General features: G+C 40.4%; 23 protein-coding genes. 4 read left to right on the top strand and 19 right to left on the bottom strand.

Annotated elements, in window-relative coordinates; genetic code table 11:
- Positions 1 to 33: 33 nt before the first annotated feature.
- The 5 genes from AC1M9K_RS04915 to AC1M9K_RS04895 all read right to left on the bottom strand — a co-directional run bounded on the left by AC1M9K_RS04915 (position 34) and on the right by AC1M9K_RS04895 (position 4,919).
- Entirely contained in the window at positions 34 to 537 is a 504-nt protein-coding gene (locus AC1M9K_RS04915; RefSeq protein WP_035266761.1) for a DUF6586 family protein, read from the bottom strand.
- Positions 538 to 729: 192 nt separating this feature from the next.
- The gene (locus tag AC1M9K_RS04910; RefSeq protein ID WP_035266764.1) at positions 730 to 1,056 is read right to left on the bottom strand and encodes a hypothetical protein; all 327 of its coding nucleotides are present in this window, start codon (positions 1,054 to 1,056) and stop codon (positions 730 to 732) included.
- A 297-nt stretch (positions 1,057 to 1,353) separates the two neighbouring features.
- Positions 1,354 to 1,605: an RNA recognition motif domain-containing protein gene (locus AC1M9K_RS04905; RefSeq protein WP_035266766.1), complete on the bottom strand. Its 252-nt coding sequence runs from the start codon at positions 1,603 to 1,605 to the stop codon at positions 1,354 to 1,356.
- Positions 1,606 to 1,685: 80 nt separating this feature from the next.
- Positions 1,686 to 3,674 (bottom strand): ATP-dependent helicase, encoded by a 1,989-nt coding sequence (locus AC1M9K_RS04900; protein WP_035266767.1) that lies wholly within the window; start codon positions 3,672 to 3,674, stop codon positions 1,686 to 1,688.
- Positions 3,675 to 3,776: 102 nt separating this feature from the next.
- A complete protein-coding gene (locus tag AC1M9K_RS04895; RefSeq protein ID WP_481588667.1) occupies positions 3,777 to 4,919 on the bottom strand; it encodes a glycerate kinase family protein in 1,143 nt (380 codons plus the stop codon).
- 134 nt (positions 4,920 to 5,053) lie between these two features.
- Here AC1M9K_RS04895 and AC1M9K_RS04890 point away from each other — a divergent pair, with 134 nt between their 5' ends.
- Entirely contained in the window at positions 5,054 to 5,569 is a 516-nt protein-coding gene (locus AC1M9K_RS04890; RefSeq protein WP_481588666.1) for a hypothetical protein, read from the top strand.
- Positions 5,570 to 5,624: 55 nt separating this feature from the next.
- Here AC1M9K_RS04890 and topA read toward each other — a convergent pair whose 3' ends face one another.
- The 4 genes from topA to AC1M9K_RS04870 all read right to left on the bottom strand — a co-directional run bounded on the left by topA (position 5,625) and on the right by AC1M9K_RS04870 (position 10,317).
- Positions 5,625 to 8,264: a type I DNA topoisomerase gene (gene topA / locus AC1M9K_RS04885; RefSeq protein ID WP_035266776.1), complete on the bottom strand. Its 2,640-nt coding sequence runs from the start codon at positions 8,262 to 8,264 to the stop codon at positions 5,625 to 5,627.
- A gap of 31 nt (positions 8,265 to 8,295) precedes the next feature.
- The gene (locus AC1M9K_RS04880; RefSeq protein ID WP_035266779.1) at positions 8,296 to 8,745 is read right to left on the bottom strand and encodes a hypothetical protein; all 450 of its coding nucleotides are present in this window, start codon (positions 8,743 to 8,745) and stop codon (positions 8,296 to 8,298) included.
- A 203-nt stretch (positions 8,746 to 8,948) separates the two neighbouring features.
- Positions 8,949 to 9,959, bottom strand: a complete 1,011-nt coding sequence (locus tag AC1M9K_RS04875) for a hypothetical protein (protein ID WP_481588665.1) — start codon at positions 9,957 to 9,959, stop codon at positions 8,949 to 8,951.
- A 112-nt stretch (positions 9,960 to 10,071) separates the two neighbouring features.
- Positions 10,072 to 10,317, bottom strand: coding sequence for a SlyX family protein (locus tag AC1M9K_RS04870; protein ID WP_035266784.1), 246 nt, complete (start codon positions 10,315 to 10,317; stop codon positions 10,072 to 10,074).
- Between the two features lie 34 nt (positions 10,318 to 10,351).
- On the opposite strand from AC1M9K_RS04870, the gene AC1M9K_RS04865 reads away from it, so the two are divergent.
- Complete coding sequence (locus AC1M9K_RS04865; RefSeq protein WP_481588664.1) at positions 10,352 to 12,262, top strand: ATP-binding cassette domain-containing protein; 1,911 nt, start codon at positions 10,352 to 10,354, stop codon at positions 12,260 to 12,262.
- Between the two features lie 55 nt (positions 12,263 to 12,317).
- On the opposite strand, the gene AC1M9K_RS04860 is transcribed toward AC1M9K_RS04865, so the two are convergent.
- The 5 genes from AC1M9K_RS04860 to AC1M9K_RS04840 form a co-directional block, all read right to left on the bottom strand.
- A complete protein-coding gene (locus AC1M9K_RS04860) occupies positions 12,318 to 12,887 on the bottom strand; it encodes a HupE/UreJ family protein (protein WP_481588663.1) in 570 nt (189 codons plus the stop codon).
- Positions 12,888 to 12,904: 17 nt separating this feature from the next.
- On the bottom strand, positions 12,905 to 13,519 hold the full coding sequence (ureG, locus tag AC1M9K_RS04855; protein WP_035266791.1) for an urease accessory protein UreG: 615 nt from the start codon (positions 13,517 to 13,519) through the stop codon (positions 12,905 to 12,907).
- 21 nt (positions 13,520 to 13,540) lie between these two features.
- The gene (locus tag AC1M9K_RS04850) at positions 13,541 to 14,206 is read right to left on the bottom strand and encodes an urease accessory protein UreF (protein WP_481587607.1); all 666 of its coding nucleotides are present in this window, start codon (positions 14,204 to 14,206) and stop codon (positions 13,541 to 13,543) included.
- Positions 14,193 to 14,678, bottom strand: coding sequence for an urease accessory protein UreE (ureE, locus tag AC1M9K_RS04845; RefSeq protein WP_481588662.1), 486 nt, complete (start codon positions 14,676 to 14,678; stop codon positions 14,193 to 14,195). The genes AC1M9K_RS04850 and ureE overlap by 14 nt, the downstream gene beginning before the upstream one ends.
- Before the next feature lie 170 nt (positions 14,679 to 14,848).
- Complete coding sequence (locus AC1M9K_RS04840; protein WP_035266795.1) at positions 14,849 to 15,736, bottom strand: DMT family transporter; 888 nt, start codon at positions 15,734 to 15,736, stop codon at positions 14,849 to 14,851.
- 392 nt (positions 15,737 to 16,128) lie between these two features.
- On the opposite strand from AC1M9K_RS04840, the gene AC1M9K_RS04835 reads away from it, so the two are divergent.
- Positions 16,129 to 17,616: a PAS domain S-box protein gene (locus AC1M9K_RS04835; RefSeq protein WP_481588661.1), complete on the top strand. Its 1,488-nt coding sequence runs from the start codon at positions 16,129 to 16,131 to the stop codon at positions 17,614 to 17,616.
- Positions 17,607 to 18,254, top strand: a complete 648-nt coding sequence (locus tag AC1M9K_RS04830) for a response regulator transcription factor (RefSeq protein WP_035266798.1) — start codon at positions 17,607 to 17,609, stop codon at positions 18,252 to 18,254. Before AC1M9K_RS04835 ends, AC1M9K_RS04830 begins: the two co-directional genes overlap by 10 nt.
- 35 nt (positions 18,255 to 18,289) lie before the next feature.
- Here AC1M9K_RS04830 and AC1M9K_RS04825 read toward each other — a convergent pair whose 3' ends face one another.
- From AC1M9K_RS04825 to AC1M9K_RS04805, 5 genes are read right to left on the bottom strand one after another with little or no spacing between them, the layout of a single operon-like run.
- On the bottom strand, positions 18,290 to 19,282 hold the full coding sequence (locus AC1M9K_RS04825; protein WP_481588660.1) for a 2Fe-2S iron-sulfur cluster-binding protein: 993 nt from the start codon (positions 19,280 to 19,282) through the stop codon (positions 18,290 to 18,292).
- 5 nt (positions 19,283 to 19,287) lie between these two features.
- Entirely contained in the window at positions 19,288 to 19,620 is a 333-nt protein-coding gene (locus AC1M9K_RS04820) for a non-heme iron oxygenase ferredoxin subunit (RefSeq protein ID WP_092766730.1), read from the bottom strand.
- A complete protein-coding gene (locus tag AC1M9K_RS04815) occupies positions 19,617 to 20,387 on the bottom strand; it encodes an SDR family oxidoreductase (RefSeq protein ID WP_481588659.1) in 771 nt (256 codons plus the stop codon). The genes AC1M9K_RS04820 and AC1M9K_RS04815 overlap by 4 nt, the downstream gene beginning before the upstream one ends.
- On the bottom strand, positions 20,384 to 20,908 hold the full coding sequence (locus tag AC1M9K_RS04810; RefSeq protein WP_092766728.1) for a flavin reductase family protein: 525 nt from the start codon (positions 20,906 to 20,908) through the stop codon (positions 20,384 to 20,386). The genes AC1M9K_RS04815 and AC1M9K_RS04810 overlap by 4 nt, the downstream gene beginning before the upstream one ends.
- Positions 20,895 to 22,166: a styrene monooxygenase/indole monooxygenase family protein gene (locus AC1M9K_RS04805; protein WP_481588658.1), complete on the bottom strand. Its 1,272-nt coding sequence runs from the start codon at positions 22,164 to 22,166 to the stop codon at positions 20,895 to 20,897. Before AC1M9K_RS04805 ends, AC1M9K_RS04810 begins: the two co-directional genes overlap by 14 nt.
- Positions 22,167 to 22,188: the final 22 nt, after the last annotated feature.

The raw sequence follows: 22,188 nt of genomic DNA, 5'->3' as shown, positions 1-22,188 counted from the left end.
AAGTCTAATCGTTTAAAACTGTCATGATTACAATTAAAACTCAACCATTTCGTTACGAAAACCGTCAATAAGATGGGTTAAGTCACGATGCCACTCTCGAAGAATTTGAGTGTCTGGCAACCACGCTTGAGGTGTCTGCGTGACTTTAATAATAAGATTTGAAGAAGTCTCATCCTCAGGTTCTGGTGCACTTGGTTCAGGTGCATACTGGCACATACGATAAGCGCGCTTTAGTTCTGCAATAAAACCATCCTTTGCAAGATGCTGTAACACGGTGATTTCTGGAGAAACTTGCCCTTTAGCGGCCATATGCTCTTCAATAGATTTTAATGTAGGTGAAAAATCATTTAAACGGTAATAACGAACCAACTCTTGCAAAAATGCCAAAACCGCTCCATGCAAATGAAAGACTGCCGCTTCACGATGGGCTTGAGCTTGTTGAATATGATCTGTCTGTTCTGCTTGCTGACATGATAGACGGGCAAAATAGAGTTTTTGATTAGTGCGATCTGCATGAAAACGAGCAACACGAGACATGAAAACTTCCTAGCAACATTTATGTCATACAACTTAAATGTTGGCGCCATATCACGCAATGCTTTTAAGAAAAAAATAAAGATTAATTTTAGATCAACAAGATTGATTGAAAGCTTGATGATTAATGCATACTGCTTAAAAAAAAGCCAGCCAAATGCATGGCTGACCCTTGCGAATGAATCTAAGGTTATATTAGCGAACAATACCCTTAAAAATTCCTAATGGATTATAAGTCCCATCGCCTTTTTCATTGTCATAATGAAATTTGACCTGATCTTGATCACCACCTAACAGTGTTCCAGCCTTGTAAAGACCCTCTGAAATCGCAAGGAAGCCAACATCAATTGCTTGATGAACTGTACCAACACCAGGTATTAGGCTCAATGGCTTCCAAATTGGAGCTTGAACATTCAATGTGCTCGAAAATAAGTTTGATGCGTTTTGAAGCGTGTCACCGATTAACGTACCTGCACCTGATACGATTTCTGTTTCTAGATGATTTAATTCTTGAATAGACATTTTTATAACCTTTTGGGGTTTTATAATGGAGCTTTTATACTACACACTTCACTCAAAATTATTCAATCTATTATTAATATATACTTCACAATAATTTGTATATAAATGTGATTTTAATTGTATGTTTTTAATAAAAATATTAATATATAACAGAAATACATTTCAAAAATATGTCAATTCTTGAAAGTACAAAAGTCGGTCAAAAAAGCTAAAAAATATTCATATTTATTAGTTAAATTAAATAAAATATCAAATAAAAAGGAGCAATAACTGCTCCTACTTTATTTAGACATCAAGTTATGCTTCTGGCTTTTCGTCTGCAGCTTTTACTCGAATACCTGCACCTTTAACTTTACGGGTGTTCAGCCCCTTAATTGCTTTCACAGCTTCACGGCCATGTGGCATCTCAACAAAGGCAAATCCTTTCGATTTTCCTGTTGCAGCATCTAACACCAATGTACATGAGTCTACTGTTCCAAACTGCTGAAATAACTCCAGAATCTCAGCTTCAGTAATGCTGCGCTCTAAGTTACGAACTAAAATTTTCATGAAAAAACCTTAAGAAGATAGGCAAAAAAACCAAAAAGTACGCGCCTACTCTACTTTTTGTATGAAACAATCTAGATAGTTTAATCGAGATCAATCCCAAAATCTAAATTAATCGACTGTCGCTCAATCAAAGCACTCTTAACCGTTTGCTGCCTGGTTTTATAATGTGTTTCACTTGTACACAAATGTCTTGAAAGATCATTAAGAAAATAGCTTTCAACTTTTCGTCCTTGCTCATCGACTTGTTCCCTTGCCCACGTCACCAAATTTTGCTTAGTTAAAATCAATTCATTTTGTGCACGGGTAAGTGCTACATAAAGGACACGGCGTTCTTCTTCAACTTCATCAAAATCCCCTTGAGCTCTTGCATGTGGATACTGACCAGGTGTCACATTCGCCACGTAACAAACTTTTTGTTCAGTTCCTTTAGCAGAATGTATCGTGATCAAGGTAACAACATCAGTATCTGACTGGCGTTCGATTTCACTGATTGAAACTGGATCAAGCACGTAGGCTTCTAAAAACTCACTTAACTGAGTATGTTTTGAAGCTAACTGTTTCACCAACTCAAAGTCTCCTTGACGACGCCCCCAATCCTTTTTGTAATTTTCACTCAACTGAATTTCTATTGCCTGAATTGCCAAGCTTACGCAAGCTTTAACTTCGGTCTTTAACACATTCAACTGCTTCATAATGAGTAGAGCCTCAGCAGGAATACGTCCAAATTTTTCTAGTTTTTCCGCAATGACGTCATCTTGAGGATCCTGTAACAAGTGTTGCGCTAAACGGCTTGCGCCTACATCACCGACACCATCCCAAAGCGTCAAAAACCGCATCCATGCAATATCGTCTGAAGGATTGGCAATGACGCGTAGTAAACTTAGTAAATCCTTAACATGCGCAGTTTCAAGAAGTTTCATACCACCAATAAACCGGTATGGGACATTAGCTGCAATGAAAGCTGCTTCAATATGACGAGCTGCAAAGCTTGAACGTACCAGAACCATATGATCGCGCCAAGGACTTCCCTCAAGCAAATATCTCTCTTTAATATCTATGGCAATCCATTTTGCTTCATCAAACTCATTCGGGAAAATATGAATTTTAGGCTTTATGCCTGTACCTCGATACGCATCTAAGCGCTTGTCATATTTAATCTCACTTTGATCAAGCAACCAATTTGATAAATCTAAAATTTCTTGAGTAGATCGGTAGTTTTTTTCTAATTTAAAGATCTGAGCTGCTGGCACACGCTCTTTAAAATGATGAATGTTTTCGAAATCTGCGCCACGAAAACCATAAATCGATTGAGCATCATCCCCGACACAAAACAAACTTACTCGGTCCTTCAAAGGCTCTAATAGCGCCCATTGCAATGGATTGGTGTCTTGCATTTCATCCACGAGCATATGTCTGCAAATCGAAGCCACATAATCGACTAGACCCTCAGACTGTGCTAAAGCTGACGCCACGATCGCAAGAATATCGTCATAATCAAGAAAGCTGCGTGCCTGCTTTCGAGTTTCATATTCTTTCATGATTTCTGCAATCAGGTCTTTCATTGCTAAGAATTCAGGCATTTGCTTTTCTATGGCAACACTTAGCTTTTGACGCGTATTTCTAGCATATGAATACAGATCACATAATTCAGCAGGCTTCGGGAGCTGATTGGGATTCTTCTTATCATCTTTACCACGTATCAAACGAAACATCATGAGTTGATCATCACGATCAATAATTGAGAATTGCGCTAAGCCGAAAGCTTTTGGTATACGACGCAGCAAGTACATACAAAAAGTATGGAATGTTGATGCTCGTAATCCTTTTGCTTGTTCACCGAGTGCCAATTCGACACGCGCCACGATTTCACTGGCAGCACGACGCGTAAACGTCAAAATTTGAATTTGATTGGCGGGTACACCTTGATCAATAAGATAAGCAGCACGTGCCACAATCGTTTTGGTTTTACCACAGCCCGCACCCGCCAACACCAAACTATGTAAGGCTTCTGTGGTTGCAGCTTGTTTTTGTTGAGGATTTAATTCATCAATCAGGCTGTCTAAACTCATCGCTACTCATCAATTTTACAATAACAATAGTTTAACAGAGCTAGATTTAGAAAATACAAACACGCTTCAGTTTTAAACCTCAAAGCCCACTTACATAGAGGATTAGATATACTGCCTTACGATATTTTGTACCGTTAAATCTAAATTCTGAACTGCATTTTTCAAGGATTCTGACAAACTTTGATCCAGAGGATTAATACTACAGATGTGATGAAACCCTTGTTCGTACAATGGTTCTACCCCTTCACCAACTCTACCAGCGAATGCAAATACAGGCTTGTTGTGCCGATATGCGACTTGAGCAACGGCAAATGGGGTTTTACCAAATTGAGTCTGAGTATCAATTTTCCCTTCACCCGTAAATACATAATCAGCTTGCGCAATTTTTTCAGCCAATTGAGTTTCCTCAATGATTAATTCAGCACCCGATCGAATATCTGCGCCTGTAAATGCCATCAAACCAAATCCCAAACCACCTGCTGCACCAGCACCAGATCGATGACGTAAATCGACTAAAAGCTGCTGCTCTACCACCCCTGCAAAGTGCAATAAATTATGATCCAATACTTGCACCATTTCAGGTGTTGCCCCTTTTTGCGGACCAAAAATATAAGATGCGCCAAGTGGACCACATAATGGATTGTTTACATCTGAAGCAATAACAATATCTGTTTTAGTCAATCTTGGGTCGAGTTGTGACACATCAATGGAATCGATTTGGTTTAAGTTTCCACCTGTTGGCTCAAATGCTTCATGATATTGATTAATAAATTTCACGCCCAAAGCATGCGCCATACCAGCACCACCATCATTGGTCACACTCCCACCCAATCCGATGATGATCTTTTTCACCCCGAATTCGAGAGCTGCAGCAATCAGTTGCCCTGTTCCTACAGTATTAGTGAACAAAGGATTTCTTAAATGAGGTGGTATGAGATGAATGCCATTGGCTTTCGCCATTTCAATGACTGCTGTTTGTCCCTGATCAATTAATCCAAAATGAGTCATGACACGCTGATTAGCGAATGAGCCTTGTGCTTCGCACGCGATTTTTAATCCTGATTTTGCCATGACCAATGCATCAATGGTTCCTTCACCACCATCTGCCATTGGATTCAAAATACATTGTGCATCGGGTAAGACTTTATGGATGGCATTTTTCATAATCATGCATACCTGCTCAGCAGGCATGCTTTCTTTGAAAGAGTCGGGAGCCAAAATAAAAGTTTCTATCCTTTGCTGCATACTTTATTGCTATTCTCATATTTAAATTAATTCAGATACTTATTTATTACATTGAGATTTTCAATTTTTCAAATAGAACCCTTATATATATTGTAATAAACTTACAATTCCCCAAAAAAAATAACGGTATAACAATGCAAAAATATCAAATATTTAAAAAAACTTTAGTGCTGTGTACATTCATTTTTGTATGTAATCAAGCTACCAGCTCGTCTGCAACCAATTCACACAGTAGTGAAAATATTCAATTATCAGCACTTTCAGCCAAATGGAAATGTACTGAAGAAATGGATTACATGGGTTATGCTGCGAAAAGCGAAATAGTATCTGAGTTCAAACCAAATGGTCAATATTTTGAAAAAAATCAAATGACCTTTATTAAAGATAACGAGAAAGCAATTGCTTATACCCAATCTGAAGCTCAATGGAGTTTACAAGAACATATACTCACAATTGATCAAAATAAATTACTGAAATTTGAAATAGACAATGCTCAAGTTGAAGAGCAATTAAACCTTAAATCAGCTTTAGCTGATCCTGATGCTGTGAAATTACTAATTAAAAAACTCGATAACAAAGAAATGATTGCGAATTTCATTCTATTTGATACAGAAATAGAAAATCTCTCAAGAGTATGTGTAAGACAATAAATTTAATGTCATAAAAAAATGCTGACCTAGGTCAGCATTTTCTGTTATTTAAACGTTAAGCTTCAATCCATTTACCATCTTGGTAAATCAAAGACCATTTCGTTTGTTTACCTTCAGGCGTTTCAGAACCAATATATTGCGCTTGATTTTTACGACTAAACTTCACTAAAGTTGGGTTTCCATCAGGGTCAGTATCTGGCGCTTGCAGAATAAACTGATACTTTGGATCTAGCTGTTCAGCAACCGTACGCAATTCCGCAACCTTAGGAGCACGAGTTTCACGCACTTTAGGGAATTTACTTGCTGCTAAGAATAAGCCTGCTGCTCCATCACGTAATACGAAAAAGTCGTCATGTTTCGTTGAGCGCAAATGTTCCATTTTAATCGGGTCGACACGAGGAGGTGCTGGTTGACCATTCTTCAATACTTTACGTGTATTTTCACAGCTTGTGCAGGCAAAATAAGGACCAAAACGCCCTGTCTTTAACTGCATCTCACCATCACATTTGTCACATGGAATTGTTGGACCATCGTACCCTTTAATTTTGAACTCACCTTCTTCAAGCTCAAAACCTTCGCAGTCTGGATTGTTCCCACAAATATGAAGTTTACGACCACCATCAATAACGTAGCTATCCATTGCTGTTTCGCAAATTGGGCAACGTTTTTTCGACATTAAATCTGCGGTTTCTGCAGACTCATCATCAGATAATGCAGCCAAAGACTCTACTGGCGTTAAGTTAAGTGTACCTTTACAACGTTCTTTCGGTGGTAAGTTATAGCCAGAACAACCTAAGAATACACCTGTGGTACCGGTACGAATCTGCATCGGACGATCACATTCTTTACAATGCACAGCATCAACTTCAACAGGCTGATTACGGCGCATGCCATTTTCACCCTGTGCAGTAGTCAGACGTTTCTTAAAATCACCATAGAAACTATCTAATAACTCTTTCCAATTACGCTCACCATCTGCAACTTTATCCAGTTGACCTTCTAGATCTGCAGTAAATGCATAATTCATTAAGTTGTTAAAACTTTCGTCCAAACGATCTGTAACGATTTCACCCATCTTCTCTGCATAGAGACGACGGTTATCCAATTTCACATAGCCACGATCTTGGATCGTTGAAATAATCGCTGCGTAAGTTGAAGGACGACCAATGCCTTTTTTCTCAAGCTCTTTCACCAATGATGCTTCTGTAAAACGTGCAGGCGGTTTAGTGAAATGTTGCGAAGGATCTAACTTTTGAAGTTGTAGAACTTCACCCACTTTCACAGCAGGCAGTAAAACATCATCATCCGACTTGTTCTGGCCACGTACTTTCGTAAAGCCATCAAATACCAAAGTACGACCTTTAGCTTTAAGCTCTACACCATTCGCGTCAACCAAGATCGTCGAAGACAAATATTCAGCAGGTGTCATTTGACATGCAACAAACTGACGCCAAATCAGATCATATAGACGCTGAGCATCGCGATCTACACCCGCAAGTTGATCACCCTTCAGTGCGACGTTTGATGGACGAATCGCTTCATGGGCTTCTTGCGCACCTGCTTTATTTCCAAAACGGTTTGGCTTTGCAGGGAGATATTTTTCACCATACTCAGTTTCGATATGTCCACGTACCATATTGACCGCATCATCACTCAAGAATGTAGAGTCGGTACGCATATAGGTGATATAACCTGCCTCATACAAGCGCTGTGCCATCGTCATCGTTTTCTTTACAGAGAAACCGAGTCGAGTACTTGCTGCTTGTTGTAAGGTCGAGGTGATATAAGGTGCGCTCGGATTAACTTTGGTCGGTTTATCTTCACGGGCAGCAACTTTGAATTCAGCGTCTTTTAAAACATCTAATAAAGCATCTGTTTGTGCTTTGTTTTGAAGTTTTAATGTCTTACCTGACTGTTTGACTGCTTCTAAACGAATATCATCTTTTTTAGATTTGGTATCTGCAAAAACTTGCCAATATTCTTCAGGAATAAAAGCACGAATTTCTCGCTCACGCTCAACCACAAGTTTCGCAGCAACTGACTGTACACGACCCGCAGATAAACCACGTGCGATCTTCTCCCACAATAGTGGTGAAATCATAAAGCCAACAATACGATCAAGGAAACGGCGTGCTTGTTGTGCATTGACTTTATCAATATCTAAACGAGCAGGCTGTTTAAATGCTTCTTGAATGGCATTTTTAGTAATTTCGTTGAAAACCACACGTCTATAACGAGAGTCATCACCACCAATAACTTCTTTTAAATGCCAAGCAATCGCTTCTCCTTCACGGTCCAAATCAGTTGCGAGATAGACCTCGTCAACCTGCGAAGCAAGCTTTTTCAGTTCTGAAACAACATTTTCTTTACCAGGAAGCACTTCATAGTGTGCTTTCCAACCGTGCTCAGGGTCTACCCCCATACGATTGATCAGTGCCTGTTGAGCTTTTTCAGCTTTCTCTTCAGCAGTCTGTTTGGTACGTGTTACTGGTTTCTTTTCCGTACTTTTTGAAGCACCTGTTGGTAAGTCACGGACATGACCCACAGATGATTTCACAATGTAGTTTGAACCTAAGTATTTATTAATGGTCTTCGCTTTAGCAGGCGACTCGACGATCACTAAAGCACGTTTTTTTCCAGCTTCTGACGATTGAGCTGTAGCGCTTTTGGATGTGGACTTAGGAGCATTCGCCATAGTGAACCGTTATTCCTATAAGATTAAAAAATTAAATTTCAGCCAATTTGTGTAAAAGTGCTTTCATTTCATCAAGTTGTGTAGCATGAAGATCTTCTTCTTCCTTCCAGTACAAACCGACGCAATTAGACTGCATATCAATAGCATAAATCCCTTTTAATGCAATGGGGAAATCATTAAATTTCTCATTCCCGTGAACAACCTTAAGTTTTTCATTTTCAACCAAAGCGCGCATTAAAGGTAGGCGACCATCAGGAATGATAACGCTGTAATACGCTACCATACTGGCACGATTTTCTGATGCCATTGGAATATTGGTCCATGAAGGTGCAGCAATCAAACGCGGGTGTAATCCCATTTTTCGCGCTTTCTCACGCATAATCCCCAACGCTTTTTCTCTTGGATTTACACGTAATCCGAAGATCGAGCCCAGCACAAAAACAACGATAAGAATCGTTATCCAAAGTCCAGCATTTTCCATAGTTCACCTTTTGCTTCTTATATTAGAGTTGCATAAGCCGAATATAAAAGGCAAGTTGAAAATTAAAAATACGATTTATAGCGGCATGAAACCAGTATTGAGACCTGAACCAAAGTAAGGCATGATCTGGTATAACCCACCTAAGCACAGTGCAACTGAAATAAAAAAAGCGATAAAATCATCGCTTTTTTCCTAGGCATATTTCAGTTCAAAAACATCTCATGGCTATAAAGTACTTCATGACCGTTCCAATAAATATATCCTTTATCAATCATTTCCTTAAGCAATAACCGCACATCTGATTTTGGAAATAGTTGTTCTAATAAATCACGCAGTTCATAAATATCTTTAGGCTTTCCGGATTTTAAAGCATTCAATTTTTGGATGACTTCCAGCTGGACAGGATCTATTTTTTCAAAGTTTTTAAACAAATCACTCTGAATATGTTGAATGTCTTGTGACTCTTCAATTTCAGCTAAAATGTCTTTTGCTTCGATATGTAGCTTCGTCAATAACGCATCTACCTGACCAAGCTTGTGGTCTGCTACTACATCTTCATCAACATTCATATCCAATTGAGCCCACTGCTTTAATACCTTTTTACGAAAGGAAATTTGCTCACCTTCTTTTTTAATCACCTTTAAATTAATGAGCATGCCAATCAATTTAGCGCTGTGCTCGTCATTTATTCGCAACGTATTCTCGATCGAGTTTTTAAGCTTAGCTAAAGTGTTTGGCTTCCCTTCCATACGAACCACAACATCGCAATATTGCTTTACTCTAAATAAATCATAATTTTGACGAATAGTTTCAACTGAAGGCACATTGTATTTGAGTTTTGACACAGGTTGCTCTGGTTGTACCTGTATCAAATTACATTGAATGCCAGAAGCTCGCATCATGTCAGCCAACATCGTGCTACAGTTTCGTGCAGAAATCACATCAATCTCTGCGCCATGCTCAACCAATGCCAGGATTTGCCCCACAATCACAGCGTACTCAAATTCTTTTTCTTTTGCCTCAAGCATTTCTAAAATGACAATTTGACCACTACTAATCCAACTCGCAAATTCAGTCAAATCAGTGAGACTGTAATGAAAACTCCCTTTCGAATGAAATAGATAGGTCGTGGTGTAATGTTGCACAATCTCCCGAAATAACGTCGAAGTCGGCATGTTATTTTCAAGATCTATTAGGACAACTTTAGCGCTCATAGGATAAGATTCAGAATTCGGCAAGTGAAAAGACTATTACAACGACCTTCATATCAAAGGTCAAACTATTTACGCATACTTCTTAATAAATAATCAGTATTTATGTCACGTCTTAATAATGTGGCGGTTTATCCAAAATTGGATCAAATGGAGCAACACCATCGTCAGCATGAGTAGCTTCAACACGTTGATACAAAATTTGCATTTGTTTCTTTAAATCGCTGATTTCACGGCTTTGTAATGCAATTTGAATATTTAACTGATCAACTAATTCATCTAAAAATGCAATTCGGACTTGCAAATCTTCTATGGGTGCGGAAAATGACGCCTGCTCATTTAGATTTTTTTGATTCGACATTATAAGTCCTCATCAGGGGATTTCAGGAAACATTATGGCCTATATTACCTTAAGGGACGTCCAACTCGCATTTGGTGGACCGTACTTACTCGACGGCGCGAATTTTAGTTTAGAGCGCGGCGAACGAGTGTGTTTGATTGGCCGTAATGGTGAGGGTAAGTCTACTTTACTTAAACTCATTGATGGAAGTTTATTGCCTGATGCTGGTGAAGTTTCCCTGCAAAATGGTATTACCATTTCTATGCTGGCTCAAGACGTGCCAATGGACTCGGGACGTGTTGCAGATATTGTGGCAGATGGCGCAGGTGAAGCAGCTTCTGTTCTTAGAGCTTATCACGAAGCAAGCGAAGCTTGTGTACTCGGCGATATGGAAGCTTGCGATCGCATGGGTAACTTGCAACATAAAATGGATCAATTAGATGGTTGGGCACTTGAAACTAAAGTGAATTCAATCCTCAGTAAAATGGGACTTGATCCTGATGCTGATTTAGCTGATCTTTCAGGTGGTCGTAAACGTCGTGTGCTTCTTGCACGCGCACTACTCACCCAACCTGATGTTTTGTTACTCGACGAACCAACGAACCATTTAGATGTTGAAAGTATCGAGTGGTTAGAAAAATTCTTACTCGATCAAAATAATCTAACATTACTCTTCATTTCGCATGACCGTTCATTTGTAGACAGTATTGCTACACGTATTGTGGAACTGGATCGTGGCATCTTACGCAGTTATGAAGGGAACTATTCACGTTACCTCGAACTCAAAGCTGCACAGATGGAAGCAGAAGAAAAACAAAATGCGCTGTTCGATAAAAAGTTAGCAGAAGAAGAAGTTTGGATTCGTCAAGGTATTAAAGCACGTCGTACCCGTAACGAAGGTCGTGTGCGTGCCTTAAAAGCATTACGAGAAGAATCTAAAGCCCGCCGTTCGCAGCAAGGCAAAGTGAGCATGGCCACCCAAGATGCTCAACGTTCAGGCAAAGTGGTCTTCGAAATTGAAAACCTCAGTGTGCAATTTGGCGACAATCCTCCAATTATCAAAAACTTTAACGCATTGGTGCTACGCGGTGACCGTATTGGTCTAGTCGGTGACAACGGTGTCGGTAAAACCACGCTGATCAAAGCAATTTTGGGTCAACAAGAACATTCAGGCACGGTCAAAACAGGTACTCAACTCGAAGTGGCTTATTTTGACCAGCTCCGTAATGTACTCGATCTTGAAAAATCAGTAAAAGATAATGTGGCTGAAGGGTCAGACTTTGTCGATATCAATGGCGGGCGTCGTCATATCTATAGCTATTTACAAGACTTCTTGTTCTCACCTGAACGTTCTCGTACGCCTGTAAAAGCCCTTTCTGGTGGTGAACGTAACCGCATTTTATTGGCGAAATTACTGCTTAAACCATCGAACCTCATCGTGATGGATGAGCCAACCAATGACTTGGATATGGTCACGCTTGAACTACTTGAGGAGATGCTCAGCGACTACAAAGGAACATTGCTTCTTATTTCGCATGACCGTGCCTTCATGGACAATGTTGTGACTTCAACTTGGGTATTCGATGGCAAAGGTAATATCGATGAATATGTCGGTGGTTATCAAGACTACCTCATGCAACGTCCTGATCAAACTGTAGTCGATCAAAAATCTGCGGTGAAAAAAGCAGCCGCAAAGGCTGAAGCGGCAGCAGCCCCTGCACCCGCAGTTAAAAAAGTTAAACTAAGCTATAAAGATCAGCGTGCTTTAGAACAACTTCCTGCTGAAATGGAAGCTTTGGAAAAGGAACAAGCCGAGATTAATGCACTTTTAGCAGATGGTTCTTTATTTGTGTCAGATAGTGACAAAGCAACTCAACTTTCAATTCGACTTACTGAAATTGATGAGCTACTTTTAGAGAAATTAGAACGCTGGGAAGCGCTTGAAAGTCTTGCGAATGGTAGCTGATTACCCTAGTAAATAAAAAACTCCGCGCTTGCGGAGTTTTTTTTGTCAAGATTGATCACGCTAAACCAATTACTGCAACCAATGCTGCTAGCGCACCTACAATCTTTTTACCTTGTGGAACAAATTTCACCATCAATGCCCCTAAACCCAGTCCAAGAGCATAAATCATTGCCATGGCAGTAATCATGCCTAAAATCTGAATGCTAACATTTCCATTCATCGCTAATTCAGCTCCGTGTGCTGAACCATGAAAAACTGATAGAAACACTGCTGCAACTGGAAAAATTATGTTCGATTTGGTCCATAAACTTACAGCTAAGATGAACAATGAACCTACAATTCCAATTTCTGCAACGCCATTCGGAATAATTCCATGCGCACCTAAACTGAATCCAGCAACGAGCGCTGTAAGCAAGCCCCATGCCCCAATCATCTTCCAAATTTTAGACATGCTCCACATCAAAACGCCGAAACTGAGTGCCATCATCAAATGATCCAATCCTGTAAACGGATGAATGAAGCCCGTCCAAAAATTAGCGTCATGGTGATGATGGCCTGGATGTGCCATTACAAGGCTCGGAACACTTGCCAGAATGAATAGACCGAATTTATTGCATTGTTTCATCCTTTAAGCCCTCTTGTTTAAGCTTTGAATAAACCTTGTTTTTCAATAAAACTGATAATCTCGTTTAAACCATCTTCAGTTTTCATGTTTGAAAACAAGAACGGTTTATCTCCTCGCATACGCTTGGCATCTTGATCCATCACCTGCAAATTCGCTCCAACCATTGGCGCCAGATCTGTTTTATTGATAATCAGTAAGTCAGACTTGGTAATGCCTGGACCGCCTTTACGTGGAATTTTTTCACCACCAGCAACATCAATCACATATAGCGTCAGATCAGACAGTTCAGGGCTAAACGTTGCTGCCAAATTATCACCACCACTTTCAATGATAATTAACTCTAGACCATCAAACTTTTCACATAAGTCATCAATCGCTGCCAAATTGATTGAGGCATCTTCACGAATAGCCGTATGAGGGCAACCGCCAGTTTCCACCCCCACAATACGATCGGGTGACATGGCTTCATGACGAGTTAAGAAGTTGGAATCTTCTTTGGTGTAAATATCATTGGTCACCACCGCCATATTGTATTTATTACGCAATGCACGGCATAAATTTAAAGTCAGTGCTGTTTTACCAGAGCCGACTGGTCCACCAATTCCGACACGTAAAGGAGAACGTTCTGACATCATTTATTCCTTATGTTTTTCTTAAGATCTAAATAAGCGTGAATATTGTGTTTCATGCGACATGCTGAGCATGGCATATTGAGGTAAGGCACTGCTGAGTTGATGGTCTTCTATACACATTGCATGCGTTATGGCGTCTGGGACTAAGCCATGTAAATGCCACAAAATTCGTTGACCACTCATCTGACCGAGCGGCACAGTTTTGACTGCGCCAAGTACTTGGTTTTCTAAAACAGTAAACGTATACGCCGTTAAAACATCTTCGATATTCAGATCCAATCGCCCACATAACTGAGCATATACGGGTACAAATCCAAGTTGTTTTTTGACCGTAACGGGCATTTTCAATACATCTTTAATCCATGCGTTCAAGGAAAATGCCAACTGTTGCGATTCAGCCAATAACTCACGACTTTCACGACTGGCTCGATACAACTGCGCCCAATGATTAAACTGCTGTTCATTATCATGGGCCTGCATCAAACGCTTCAATACAGGTAGCTCAAAACGAACCAAAAGCATTTCCAGAACTTCTTCGAAGTACGCAATACTGGATTGCTCATCATGGATCAAACCTTGATCGATCGCACTTTCAACACCTTGCGAATAGCAATAAGCGCCTACAGGCAAAGCTGTAGAGGACAAAGTTAACAGTTTGAGTAAGTGAGCTGCATTAGTGATGCGCATGAGCATGAATCGCTTTGATTGGGCTTAGACGATGATCATGTGCATGCTGAGCATAAGCACCACTTTCTGGCTCAAATGGATGATCCACTTCCGTGACCATTAAACCCAATCCTTCGACCATTTCGACTAAGACATGATCAGGTTCAAAATATAGTGCACTAGGCGTGAGCATAAGAGGGACATGACGATTCCCTAAATGATAGGCTGCTTTCAAAAGCTCAAATTCAGAAGAAGCTTGAACACACATCAGGCGTTCGGGCAATGCGTCCACCCGCAGTAAGTCACCTGATTCAGTTGCAATAAATGATCCGCCGCGAAGAATACCTGTGCGCGGTAAATCTGCACCAATATCGCACCCTGAAACTAAAGTTGCACGAAAACGGCTCTTTTGTCGTGTATCAAAGTTGAGTTGCACAGTTTCGAAAGCTTGATCTTCTGTCACTGCTTCTATTCTTTGAGTATAGATTTTCATGCCTTTCCTATTGTCGCTTGAATACTTTGCTTTAATTTCAACTCGCGAAATGTCTTGTTCAACATCAATCCATTTACGCATCAAAATTAAGCATTATTCATGCCAACATGAAATCTATTGGTGCATCCCCTTCTTCTTATTAAAGAATATTCAATGATCTATAAAAATGTTTAAGCCCAAATCACCAAGATTGCTGCAATCACAACTAAAGCTAATCCCCAATGTTCGGCTTTCGCTAACTTTTCTTTAAAGAAATAAGCGGAGATCAATAAGCTAAACAAAATCTCAATCTGACCGAGCGTTTTGACCACTGGGACACTCATCATACTCATGGCAGTAAACCATCCCAGTGATGCCATAAAACTACATACACTGACTTTAAAGGTCAGTCCTAGACATTGCCACATCGCCAGCAGCGTTTGACGACGGAATAAGCTCAGATACAAAAGCATACTCAAGCATTGAAAGCCAATCACCGACAGTAATACCCATGCAGCGCGATGAATTGTTGGCAACATTGTTAGTTCAAGACTGGCCTCTCTAACCAATAGTGAAGTGATAGCAAAACACAAACCACTCCCGATGCCAATCATCAGTGTTTTGGGTGAAAATCCAGTAAAACCATGTCCCCGACTCAACAGAAACACAGCAAAACCACCCAGTAACACCCCAAACCATGCCAACCATGACAAATGATCAGAGAGAAAAGCAACGCCAATGATTGCAGCTAAGATCGCTTCACTTTTAGCCAGTCCCACGCCAATGGCATAGTTTTTTTGTTTAAATAACTGCACCATCAATGCAGTGGCTAAAATTTGGCTAATGCCTGCGATAAAAATATAAACCCAATATTTTGTCGTAAATTGAACAGTCGCTGTTACCGGTGAGAAGTGATAAAGGCTACTCAAATAAATCAATGCAAAAGGCAAGGCGAAGATAAAGCGTGCAAGGGTGACGCCCCATACATCGACAGTGGTACTCAATTGTTTTTGAAAGGCATTGCGCCAAGCCTGCATAAAAGCAGCCATGAGGGTAAAGAGAATCCAACTGAACGCCATAAAAATATCACTTTAATGAGTAGGACTGACGGGTTTTATTCTATGCCTCATCCAGTGTAATGACTAATCAAAAAAGGATTGTATGTAGATAGCATAAAGTTTGATTTTATTCGTTAGATAAAAAGATGATATTTTTTGAGCTAACATTCCTCGTGTAACTGTCACCTAAATCAGTTGAAGTAATATGGTATCTAAATTGCATAACATTGAGATCACTGATAAATTTTTCACATGAATATTTTTATATGTTAAAAGTATGTAATTAGACCCTAAGTCTAATTGCAAGATGCTGCCCCTTAATGCAGTATTTACTTATAAAAAAAATGATTTATCAGTGACGATATTTCTCCCTATACCCGATAGCCGGAAGCCATCTCAGGTAAGGACCTACAATGACCAGCTTACAATATTATCAAACTATTTTTGATAAAGCGGGCGATGCAATTTTTGTACATGATATTGGCAGCGTCCAATTTATGGATGTCAATGAAGCCGCTGTGGAACTTACAGGATATAGTAAATCTGAATTGACACAGATGACTGTTGAAAAGATCAGTGCTTTTCAACATGGTTTTGATTTACATCATGCGCTCAGAAAAGTTCAACAGGCCGCCACAACAACAGATGAAGCAATCACATTTGAATGGTTAATAGAGTCTCATGACCAACGTCATATACCCGTTGAAGTATGTCTTAAAAAAGTTGAAATCGAAAATGAACCAAAGCTTCTTGCTCTAGTACGCAACATCAGCGAAATCAAAAAATATCAATATGCCTTACAGTCTAAAGATCAGTATTTCAAAATACTGCTTGAACATTCAGGAGATGGAATTGCTATTCTCGACTTACAAGGCAAGTTGCTGTATGCCAGCCCGTCTCTACAAGGTATTCTTGGTTATCGGGATCGCTTTGTACTTAATAAGAATGTGTTAACCGCTATTCATCCCGACGATCGTATTAAAGTCAGACAGCTTTTATTTAAAAAAACAGAACAACATGCAGTTGGTGTGATTCATTACAAAATCTTGCACCACAATGGAAAATGGCGACACCATGAGGCAACCTATCGTAACTTATTAGATCACCCTGATATTCAAGGTATATTGGTAAATTATCGTGATATCACTGAACGTATTGAGGCTGAAGAAAAAGCACGTGCTCGAGAAAAGCAACTTGGTCATATGTCACGTTGCAAAACTATGGGTGAGTTAGCTACCGCACTTGCACATGAATTAAATCAACCACTGGCTGCACTCAATAATTATGTCGGAGGCAGTATTATTCGCATTCAAAACGGTTTAGCCAACTCACAAGAGACACTTGATGCCCTCAATGCTGCGTTAAATCAAACACATCGCGTCAATGGTATTATTCACAGCATGCGAAGTTTTTTGCGTAAAGGTGAGGCGAATTTTCAGATTCATTCTGTGAATCATCTTATTCAAGAGTTACATCCTTTGATTAACCTTAAAGCTGATCAAGGTGGATGTACCATCCATTATGAATTAAGTGTTTCACCTATTTTTATATCAGCAGATGAAACGCTCTTTAGCCAAGTCATTATCAATCTCGTCTTTAATGCGGTCGATGCTCTACAAAATAATCCCGAAGGTGAAAGGGACATTTATATCCGCACTTGGCAACATAACCAACATGCTCGGGTTGCAATTGCAGATAATGGTCCTGGACTCGAAGGGCAAAATCCAGAACAAATTTTTGAATCTTTCTATTCAAGTAAAAACAACAGTATGGGCATTGGCTTAACCCTGTCTCGGAGCATCATTGAAAATCATCATGGTTATTTATGGGTCTGTGAAGGTGAGTCTGGTGCCATTTTTAATATTTCTTTAGCAGCACAGGAGCGTGCAAAATGTATTTAACTAATTCTCATGTTCCCGAGCCCATTGTGTATGTGATAGATGATGATCAAGACATTTGTAATTCACTCACATGGTTGCTCGATTCCGTGCAACTCGAAACTAAAACATTCAATAGTGCTACTGAATTCCTGAATTATCAGCGCCCGCAAACGCCTGCATGTTTAATCCTTGATATTCGTATGCGAGGGATGAGTGGCTTGCAACTACAACAACAATTGAATCAACAAAAAATCCGTATGCCAATCATTTTCATGACTGGTCACGGCGACATTCCAATGTCGGTCAATGCGATGAAAGCTGGGGCATTTGATTTTTTAGAAAAACCTTTTAATCCACAGCATATGCTTAATCAAATCCAAGTCTGTCTGCAACTTGCTGAACAAGACTTTATTGAAGAAGAAAAACGTCAAGAACAGATGATTAAATTGAAATCTTTATCACCAAGAGAAAGTGAGATTATCAATTTATTGGTCGATGGACTTTCGAGTAAACATATCGCACAAATGTTGAATATCAGCCATAAAACAGTAGAAATTCACCGCACTCATATTCGTCAGAAATTAGGAACTGAATCTATCGCACAGATCGTCAATATGGTCTTGATGTGTCGTGATCGCTCAATACCGGCGATGGGTTAACCATCGCCTGAGCGGGAGAAAAATGATATCTTCGATTAAAAGAAACGATCAAAATGAATTTGTTGTTGTGGAATACCTGCTTGATGGGCCATTTGTTCAATAGATTTCACCATCGGTGGCGGACCTGCACAATAAATTTCATGCTCAAGCAACTGTTCGCCTAATACATCTTGAATCACTTCATGAATAAACCCCGAACGGATACCTTCAATGAGTTCAGAGGAGGTTGCAGGCACATAATTGAGGCGTTCCCCTAATTCTGTCCAGTCACGTAATTGATTTTCAGTAAACAAATCACGTTGCTCACGACCACCATGGAAAAACCAGACTTTTTGATGTTGCAAATGTGAGTTAACTGCAACGCCTCGAGCAATCGCTAACATGGGAGCAAGTCCAGAACCACCAGCCACACACACAATAGGGCGAGGCTTCTCTTGTAAATGCGCTAACCCATATGGACCATCAATTTGAATATCAGCCTTTTCACGTAACTGTTCATCAAATAACAGATTGGTCATTTTACCATCAGGAACACGTCGAATTTGAAAGATCCATACCCCCTCTTCATTCGGTAGGTTAGACATTGAGTACGCACGAAGTAACTCTTGATTCACCCAAATTAAAGCGTATTGTCCAGGAATAAATTGTGCTGGCTCATCTGATTGAAAATGTACTTCCAAAATATCATGTGTCACCAAATGAGCATGCTTCAATGTTACTTTTTTTTGTTTTGGAATAATTTTAGGAACACATTGTTCGTCTAAACGAAGCTTAATCACGCAATCCGATTTGGGGCGACACTGACACGCCAGTAACCGACCTTTACGTTTATCACGATCGCTTAATCCAGGTGCATCTGCCCATAAATTTTCTACTTCACCTGACAGGACTTCGATTTTACACGTCCCGCAACCACCCGCATTACATTCGTAAGGAATGCCTAGTCCTTCACGTAAGCCACCGCGTAGCAATACATCATTAGCTGAACAATAAAATTCGGCTTGACCGTCTATTTGGATTTTATACATCGGCATCACTCCACCAAATAAACATTATTGTCACGTACAATCGATTGATAGGTTTTCAGTGGAATCGTACAAGGTGCACCACATGGTTCACCGGTTTTGATATTAAATGCACCCGCATGAAATGGGCACTCCACTTCACAGCCATCAATCTCACCATCTGCCAATGATGCATCACCATGTGTACACGTATCATCGGTGACATAGAACTCGCCATCTTCTAAGTGAAACACTGCCAATGGAGGATAACCGTCAATAATGATTTGTAGTCCCTCACCCTGTTCCACATCAGAGGTTGAACACAAAAATTTCTCAGCAACATTGGTCATTTTAATGTTCATTGAGTTAACTCCTCTATCGGTGAATCTGTGGCTTCAGGACCTAGAATGTGATAACCACCATCGGCATGAATCACACTGCCTGTAAGTAATTTTGCTTTCGGGCTACACAATAAACTTAATGCTTGTGCGACTTCCTCTGCATCCGCAATACGTCCTAACACATGGAAACGTCCTGCCACTCGATCAGTTTTGGCGCGGTCTCCGCCGGAAATCATTTGCATTGGGACGGACCAAGTCCAACCTAATGAGAGTGCATGTACACGAATACCATCTTGTGCTAGATCCAGTGCCATGCTTTGTGTGAGTTGCTCTAAAGTTGCTTTAGATGCTGGATAGACCCAGCGTTCTTTTTGTGCAATACGTGCACTGACACTGCTGATATTAATTACGGCACCATCAGTACTTTTTTTCAAAAGTGGTCGACATGCTTGTACTAACGCTGCGTGACCAAATACCGTGACATTGAACGTGTTTTGCCAATCTTGACGTGTAGATTCAGATCCATGATCTTCATACAAACACGCTAGGTTAACCAAGACATCTAACTGAGTGAGTTTTCCACTTAATGTGCGAATACTGTCATCATTAGCGAGATCTAAAAATTCATATTGCGCTTGGGTTGCGTCTGCCACTTGCTGTCCTTGAGTTTGATTAATATCAGCAACAATGACCTGTGCACCTAAGCCTTTCAACTCTTGGACTACGGCTTGACCAATATGTGTCGCACCACCTGTCACCAAGACGACTTTTCCATCTAAGTCTGTCATGAAACCTCCTTGTACTCAGGCCATTCATTAAATTGTCCCTTGCAAAACAGCAGAGGTCGTTGATTACTGTGGCGACATTGCTCAATTTTACCGAGGAAGATTTGATGATCACCCGCTTCAATTTGTTGAGCTCTTTTGCAAATAAATTGCACGACACATCCTTCTAAAACAGGTGCTTTCGAACCTTGAATTTTCCACGTACCATACTGAAATTTGTCCGCAATCGGCTTAGCGAAGTTTAAGCCTACTTCCTGCTGATGTGCACCTAAAATATTAATGGCGAAGTATTCAGCATTTTCAAAAATAGATCGGCTTGGAGAATGATTGACTAAACTCCATAACACCAATGCAGGATCTAAAGACACTGAACTAAAGGAATTAATCGTCAACCCTACAGGTTGTTGATCTTGGTCTAGGCAAGTGACGATCGCCACTCCTGTCGCAAAGCCACCAAATGCCTGACGGAGCGATTTCGCTTCCGCCAGATCAACATCCTGCCAAAGTAATTCAGGCAGCTGCATGTTGAAACTCCTTTCGTGACAAGTATTCTTTTGCCCCAGCTTCACCATCTACCGCTGGCCAGAAACCACATGGATTGTTGAAATGCCCCATAAAATCATCTGCAATCGCTTGGTTTTGCGATGCTGCGCCTAACACTTGCAATAAGCTTTCACTTGGTGGGTTTAACAGCAAGTTGGTAAATTCTGTGGTATAACGACCTGACTTTTCCCAGAATTGCTCGAATACTTCTGTCATCCAATCTGCACTAAAGTCTTCATCACCTCGTGCTAAAATCGCAGCTAAATAATGCTCCACCATACGAGTTGCATTGTTTGCGCCTTGTCCTGCGATTGGATCATTTACAATGACAGTGTCTCCAATCCCCCAAATTTTTGCACCGTTATCTAAGGTTGCAACAGGATCTCGAACTTCAGGGCGGAATGCACCTTTGAGCCATGCATTTGGATCACTTAATTCCATATTATCGACCATACGGAAGCTTTGATCTGGTGTTACTTTGGCAACCGCTTCTTTCATGCGTTGGACCATTTCTTCGCCAGACGTCACATCATCGAAGATATCCATTGGACCATTCGGTACACATTCAAATAAGAAACTACGACATGGACCATGCGTGTGACTATAGAACGGCATACTGAAGTATTCACCTGCACCTGCAACAAAATTAAAATGCAAAGTCTGAGATGGTTGACCTTGCCAACTATTTGGACCACACAAATCATCACCTACGACGAGTGCAGCAGCCAATTTACGTGGCGGCGTTTGATGCACTGAACGTGTTTCATTGCGTTTGAATAAACTCGTGATATTGCCCTTACCTGCCGCCAAAATCGTCAAATCATTTTCAGCAGTGATTACTTCCAAATCTTCTGGACTGACATTTTGAATGATGAGCTTGCCACCACGGCGCGGATATTCCTCTAACCAACGGTGATATTTGGTTCGTTGGTCCATGGCAATACCGTCATTATCATGTAAAAAACCAGTCACAGGTAACATGATATCGCCGTTTGGTGCACGAAAATCGACATGCAATGCTTGACCACGATGCGCTTTCCCATCCCAGAAATTCAAACCAAGTTTGCGTTCAAACTCTAATGTATTGGCGAAGAACATCGTGGTACTGACCATACGACCGTGTAACAATTCATCCGCAGGGCGATCTACATATAAAGTGACATCATATTTATTTTCGAGTAGCGAGAACGCGAGTAATAAGCCTGCTTGTCCACCACCGATAATTGCAATTTTTCTCATCTTAAATTCCCCTTAGGCCGTA

The organism is Acinetobacter sp. 24-47-67 (genome assembly GCF_056779735.1).
This window is presented reverse-complemented; position numbering and strand designations above follow the sequence as displayed.

What these genes read in the sequence shown, in the direction of transcription:
- AC1M9K_RS04915 (WP_035266761.1), bottom strand. Translation starts at nt 537, where the DNA reads ATGTCTCGTGTTGCTCGTTTTCATGCAGATCGCACTAATCAAAAACTC.
- AC1M9K_RS04910 (WP_035266764.1), bottom strand. Translation starts at nt 1,056, where the DNA reads ATGTCTATTCAAGAATTAAATCATCTAGAAACAGAAATCGTATCAGGT.
- AC1M9K_RS04905 (WP_035266766.1), bottom strand. Translation starts at nt 1,605, where the DNA reads ATGAAAATTTTAGTTCGTAACTTAGAGCGCAGCATTACTGAAGCTGAG.
- AC1M9K_RS04900 (WP_035266767.1), bottom strand. Translation starts at nt 3,674, where the DNA reads ATGAGTTTAGACAGCCTGATTGATGAATTAAATCCTCAACAAAAACAA.
- AC1M9K_RS04895 (WP_481588667.1), bottom strand. Translation starts at nt 4,919, where the DNA reads ATGCAGCAAAGGATAGAAACTTTTATTTTGGCTCCCGACTCTTTCAAA.
- AC1M9K_RS04890 (WP_481588666.1), top strand. Translation starts at nt 5,054, where the DNA reads ATGCAAAAATATCAAATATTTAAAAAAACTTTAGTGCTGTGTACATTC.
- topA (WP_035266776.1), bottom strand. Translation starts at nt 8,264, where the DNA reads ATGGCGAATGCTCCTAAGTCCACATCCAAAAGCGCTACAGCTCAATCG.
- AC1M9K_RS04880 (WP_035266779.1), bottom strand. Translation starts at nt 8,745, where the DNA reads ATGGAAAATGCTGGACTTTGGATAACGATTCTTATCGTTGTTTTTGTG.
- AC1M9K_RS04875 (WP_481588665.1), bottom strand. Translation starts at nt 9,959, where the DNA reads ATGAGCGCTAAAGTTGTCCTAATAGATCTTGAAAATAACATGCCGACT.
- AC1M9K_RS04870 (WP_035266784.1), bottom strand. Translation starts at nt 10,317, where the DNA reads ATGTCGAATCAAAAAAATCTAAATGAGCAGGCGTCATTTTCCGCACCC.
- AC1M9K_RS04865 (WP_481588664.1), top strand. Translation starts at nt 10,352, where the DNA reads ATGGCCTATATTACCTTAAGGGACGTCCAACTCGCATTTGGTGGACCG.
- AC1M9K_RS04860 (WP_481588663.1), bottom strand. Translation starts at nt 12,887, where the DNA reads ATGAAACAATGCAATAAATTCGGTCTATTCATTCTGGCAAGTGTTCCG.
- ureG (WP_035266791.1), bottom strand. Translation starts at nt 13,519, where the DNA reads ATGTCAGAACGTTCTCCTTTACGTGTCGGAATTGGTGGACCAGTCGGC.
- AC1M9K_RS04850 (WP_481587607.1), bottom strand. Translation starts at nt 14,206, where the DNA reads ATGCGCATCACTAATGCAGCTCACTTACTCAAACTGTTAACTTTGTCC.
- ureE (WP_481588662.1), bottom strand. Translation starts at nt 14,678, where the DNA reads ATGAAAATCTATACTCAAAGAATAGAAGCAGTGACAGAAGATCAAGCT.
- AC1M9K_RS04840 (WP_035266795.1), bottom strand. Translation starts at nt 15,736, where the DNA reads ATGGCGTTCAGTTGGATTCTCTTTACCCTCATGGCTGCTTTTATGCAG.
- AC1M9K_RS04835 (WP_481588661.1), top strand. Translation starts at nt 16,129, where the DNA reads ATGACCAGCTTACAATATTATCAAACTATTTTTGATAAAGCGGGCGAT.
- AC1M9K_RS04830 (WP_035266798.1), top strand. Translation starts at nt 17,607, where the DNA reads ATGTATTTAACTAATTCTCATGTTCCCGAGCCCATTGTGTATGTGATA.
- AC1M9K_RS04825 (WP_481588660.1), bottom strand. Translation starts at nt 19,282, where the DNA reads ATGTATAAAATCCAAATAGACGGTCAAGCCGAATTTTATTGTTCAGCT.
- AC1M9K_RS04820 (WP_092766730.1), bottom strand. Translation starts at nt 19,620, where the DNA reads ATGAACATTAAAATGACCAATGTTGCTGAGAAATTTTTGTGTTCAACC.
- AC1M9K_RS04815 (WP_481588659.1), bottom strand. Translation starts at nt 20,387, where the DNA reads ATGACAGACTTAGATGGAAAAGTCGTCTTGGTGACAGGTGGTGCGACA.
- AC1M9K_RS04810 (WP_092766728.1), bottom strand. Translation starts at nt 20,908, where the DNA reads ATGCAGCTGCCTGAATTACTTTGGCAGGATGTTGATCTGGCGGAAGCG.
- AC1M9K_RS04805 (WP_481588658.1), bottom strand. Translation starts at nt 22,166, where the DNA reads ATGAGAAAAATTGCAATTATCGGTGGTGGACAAGCAGGCTTATTACTC.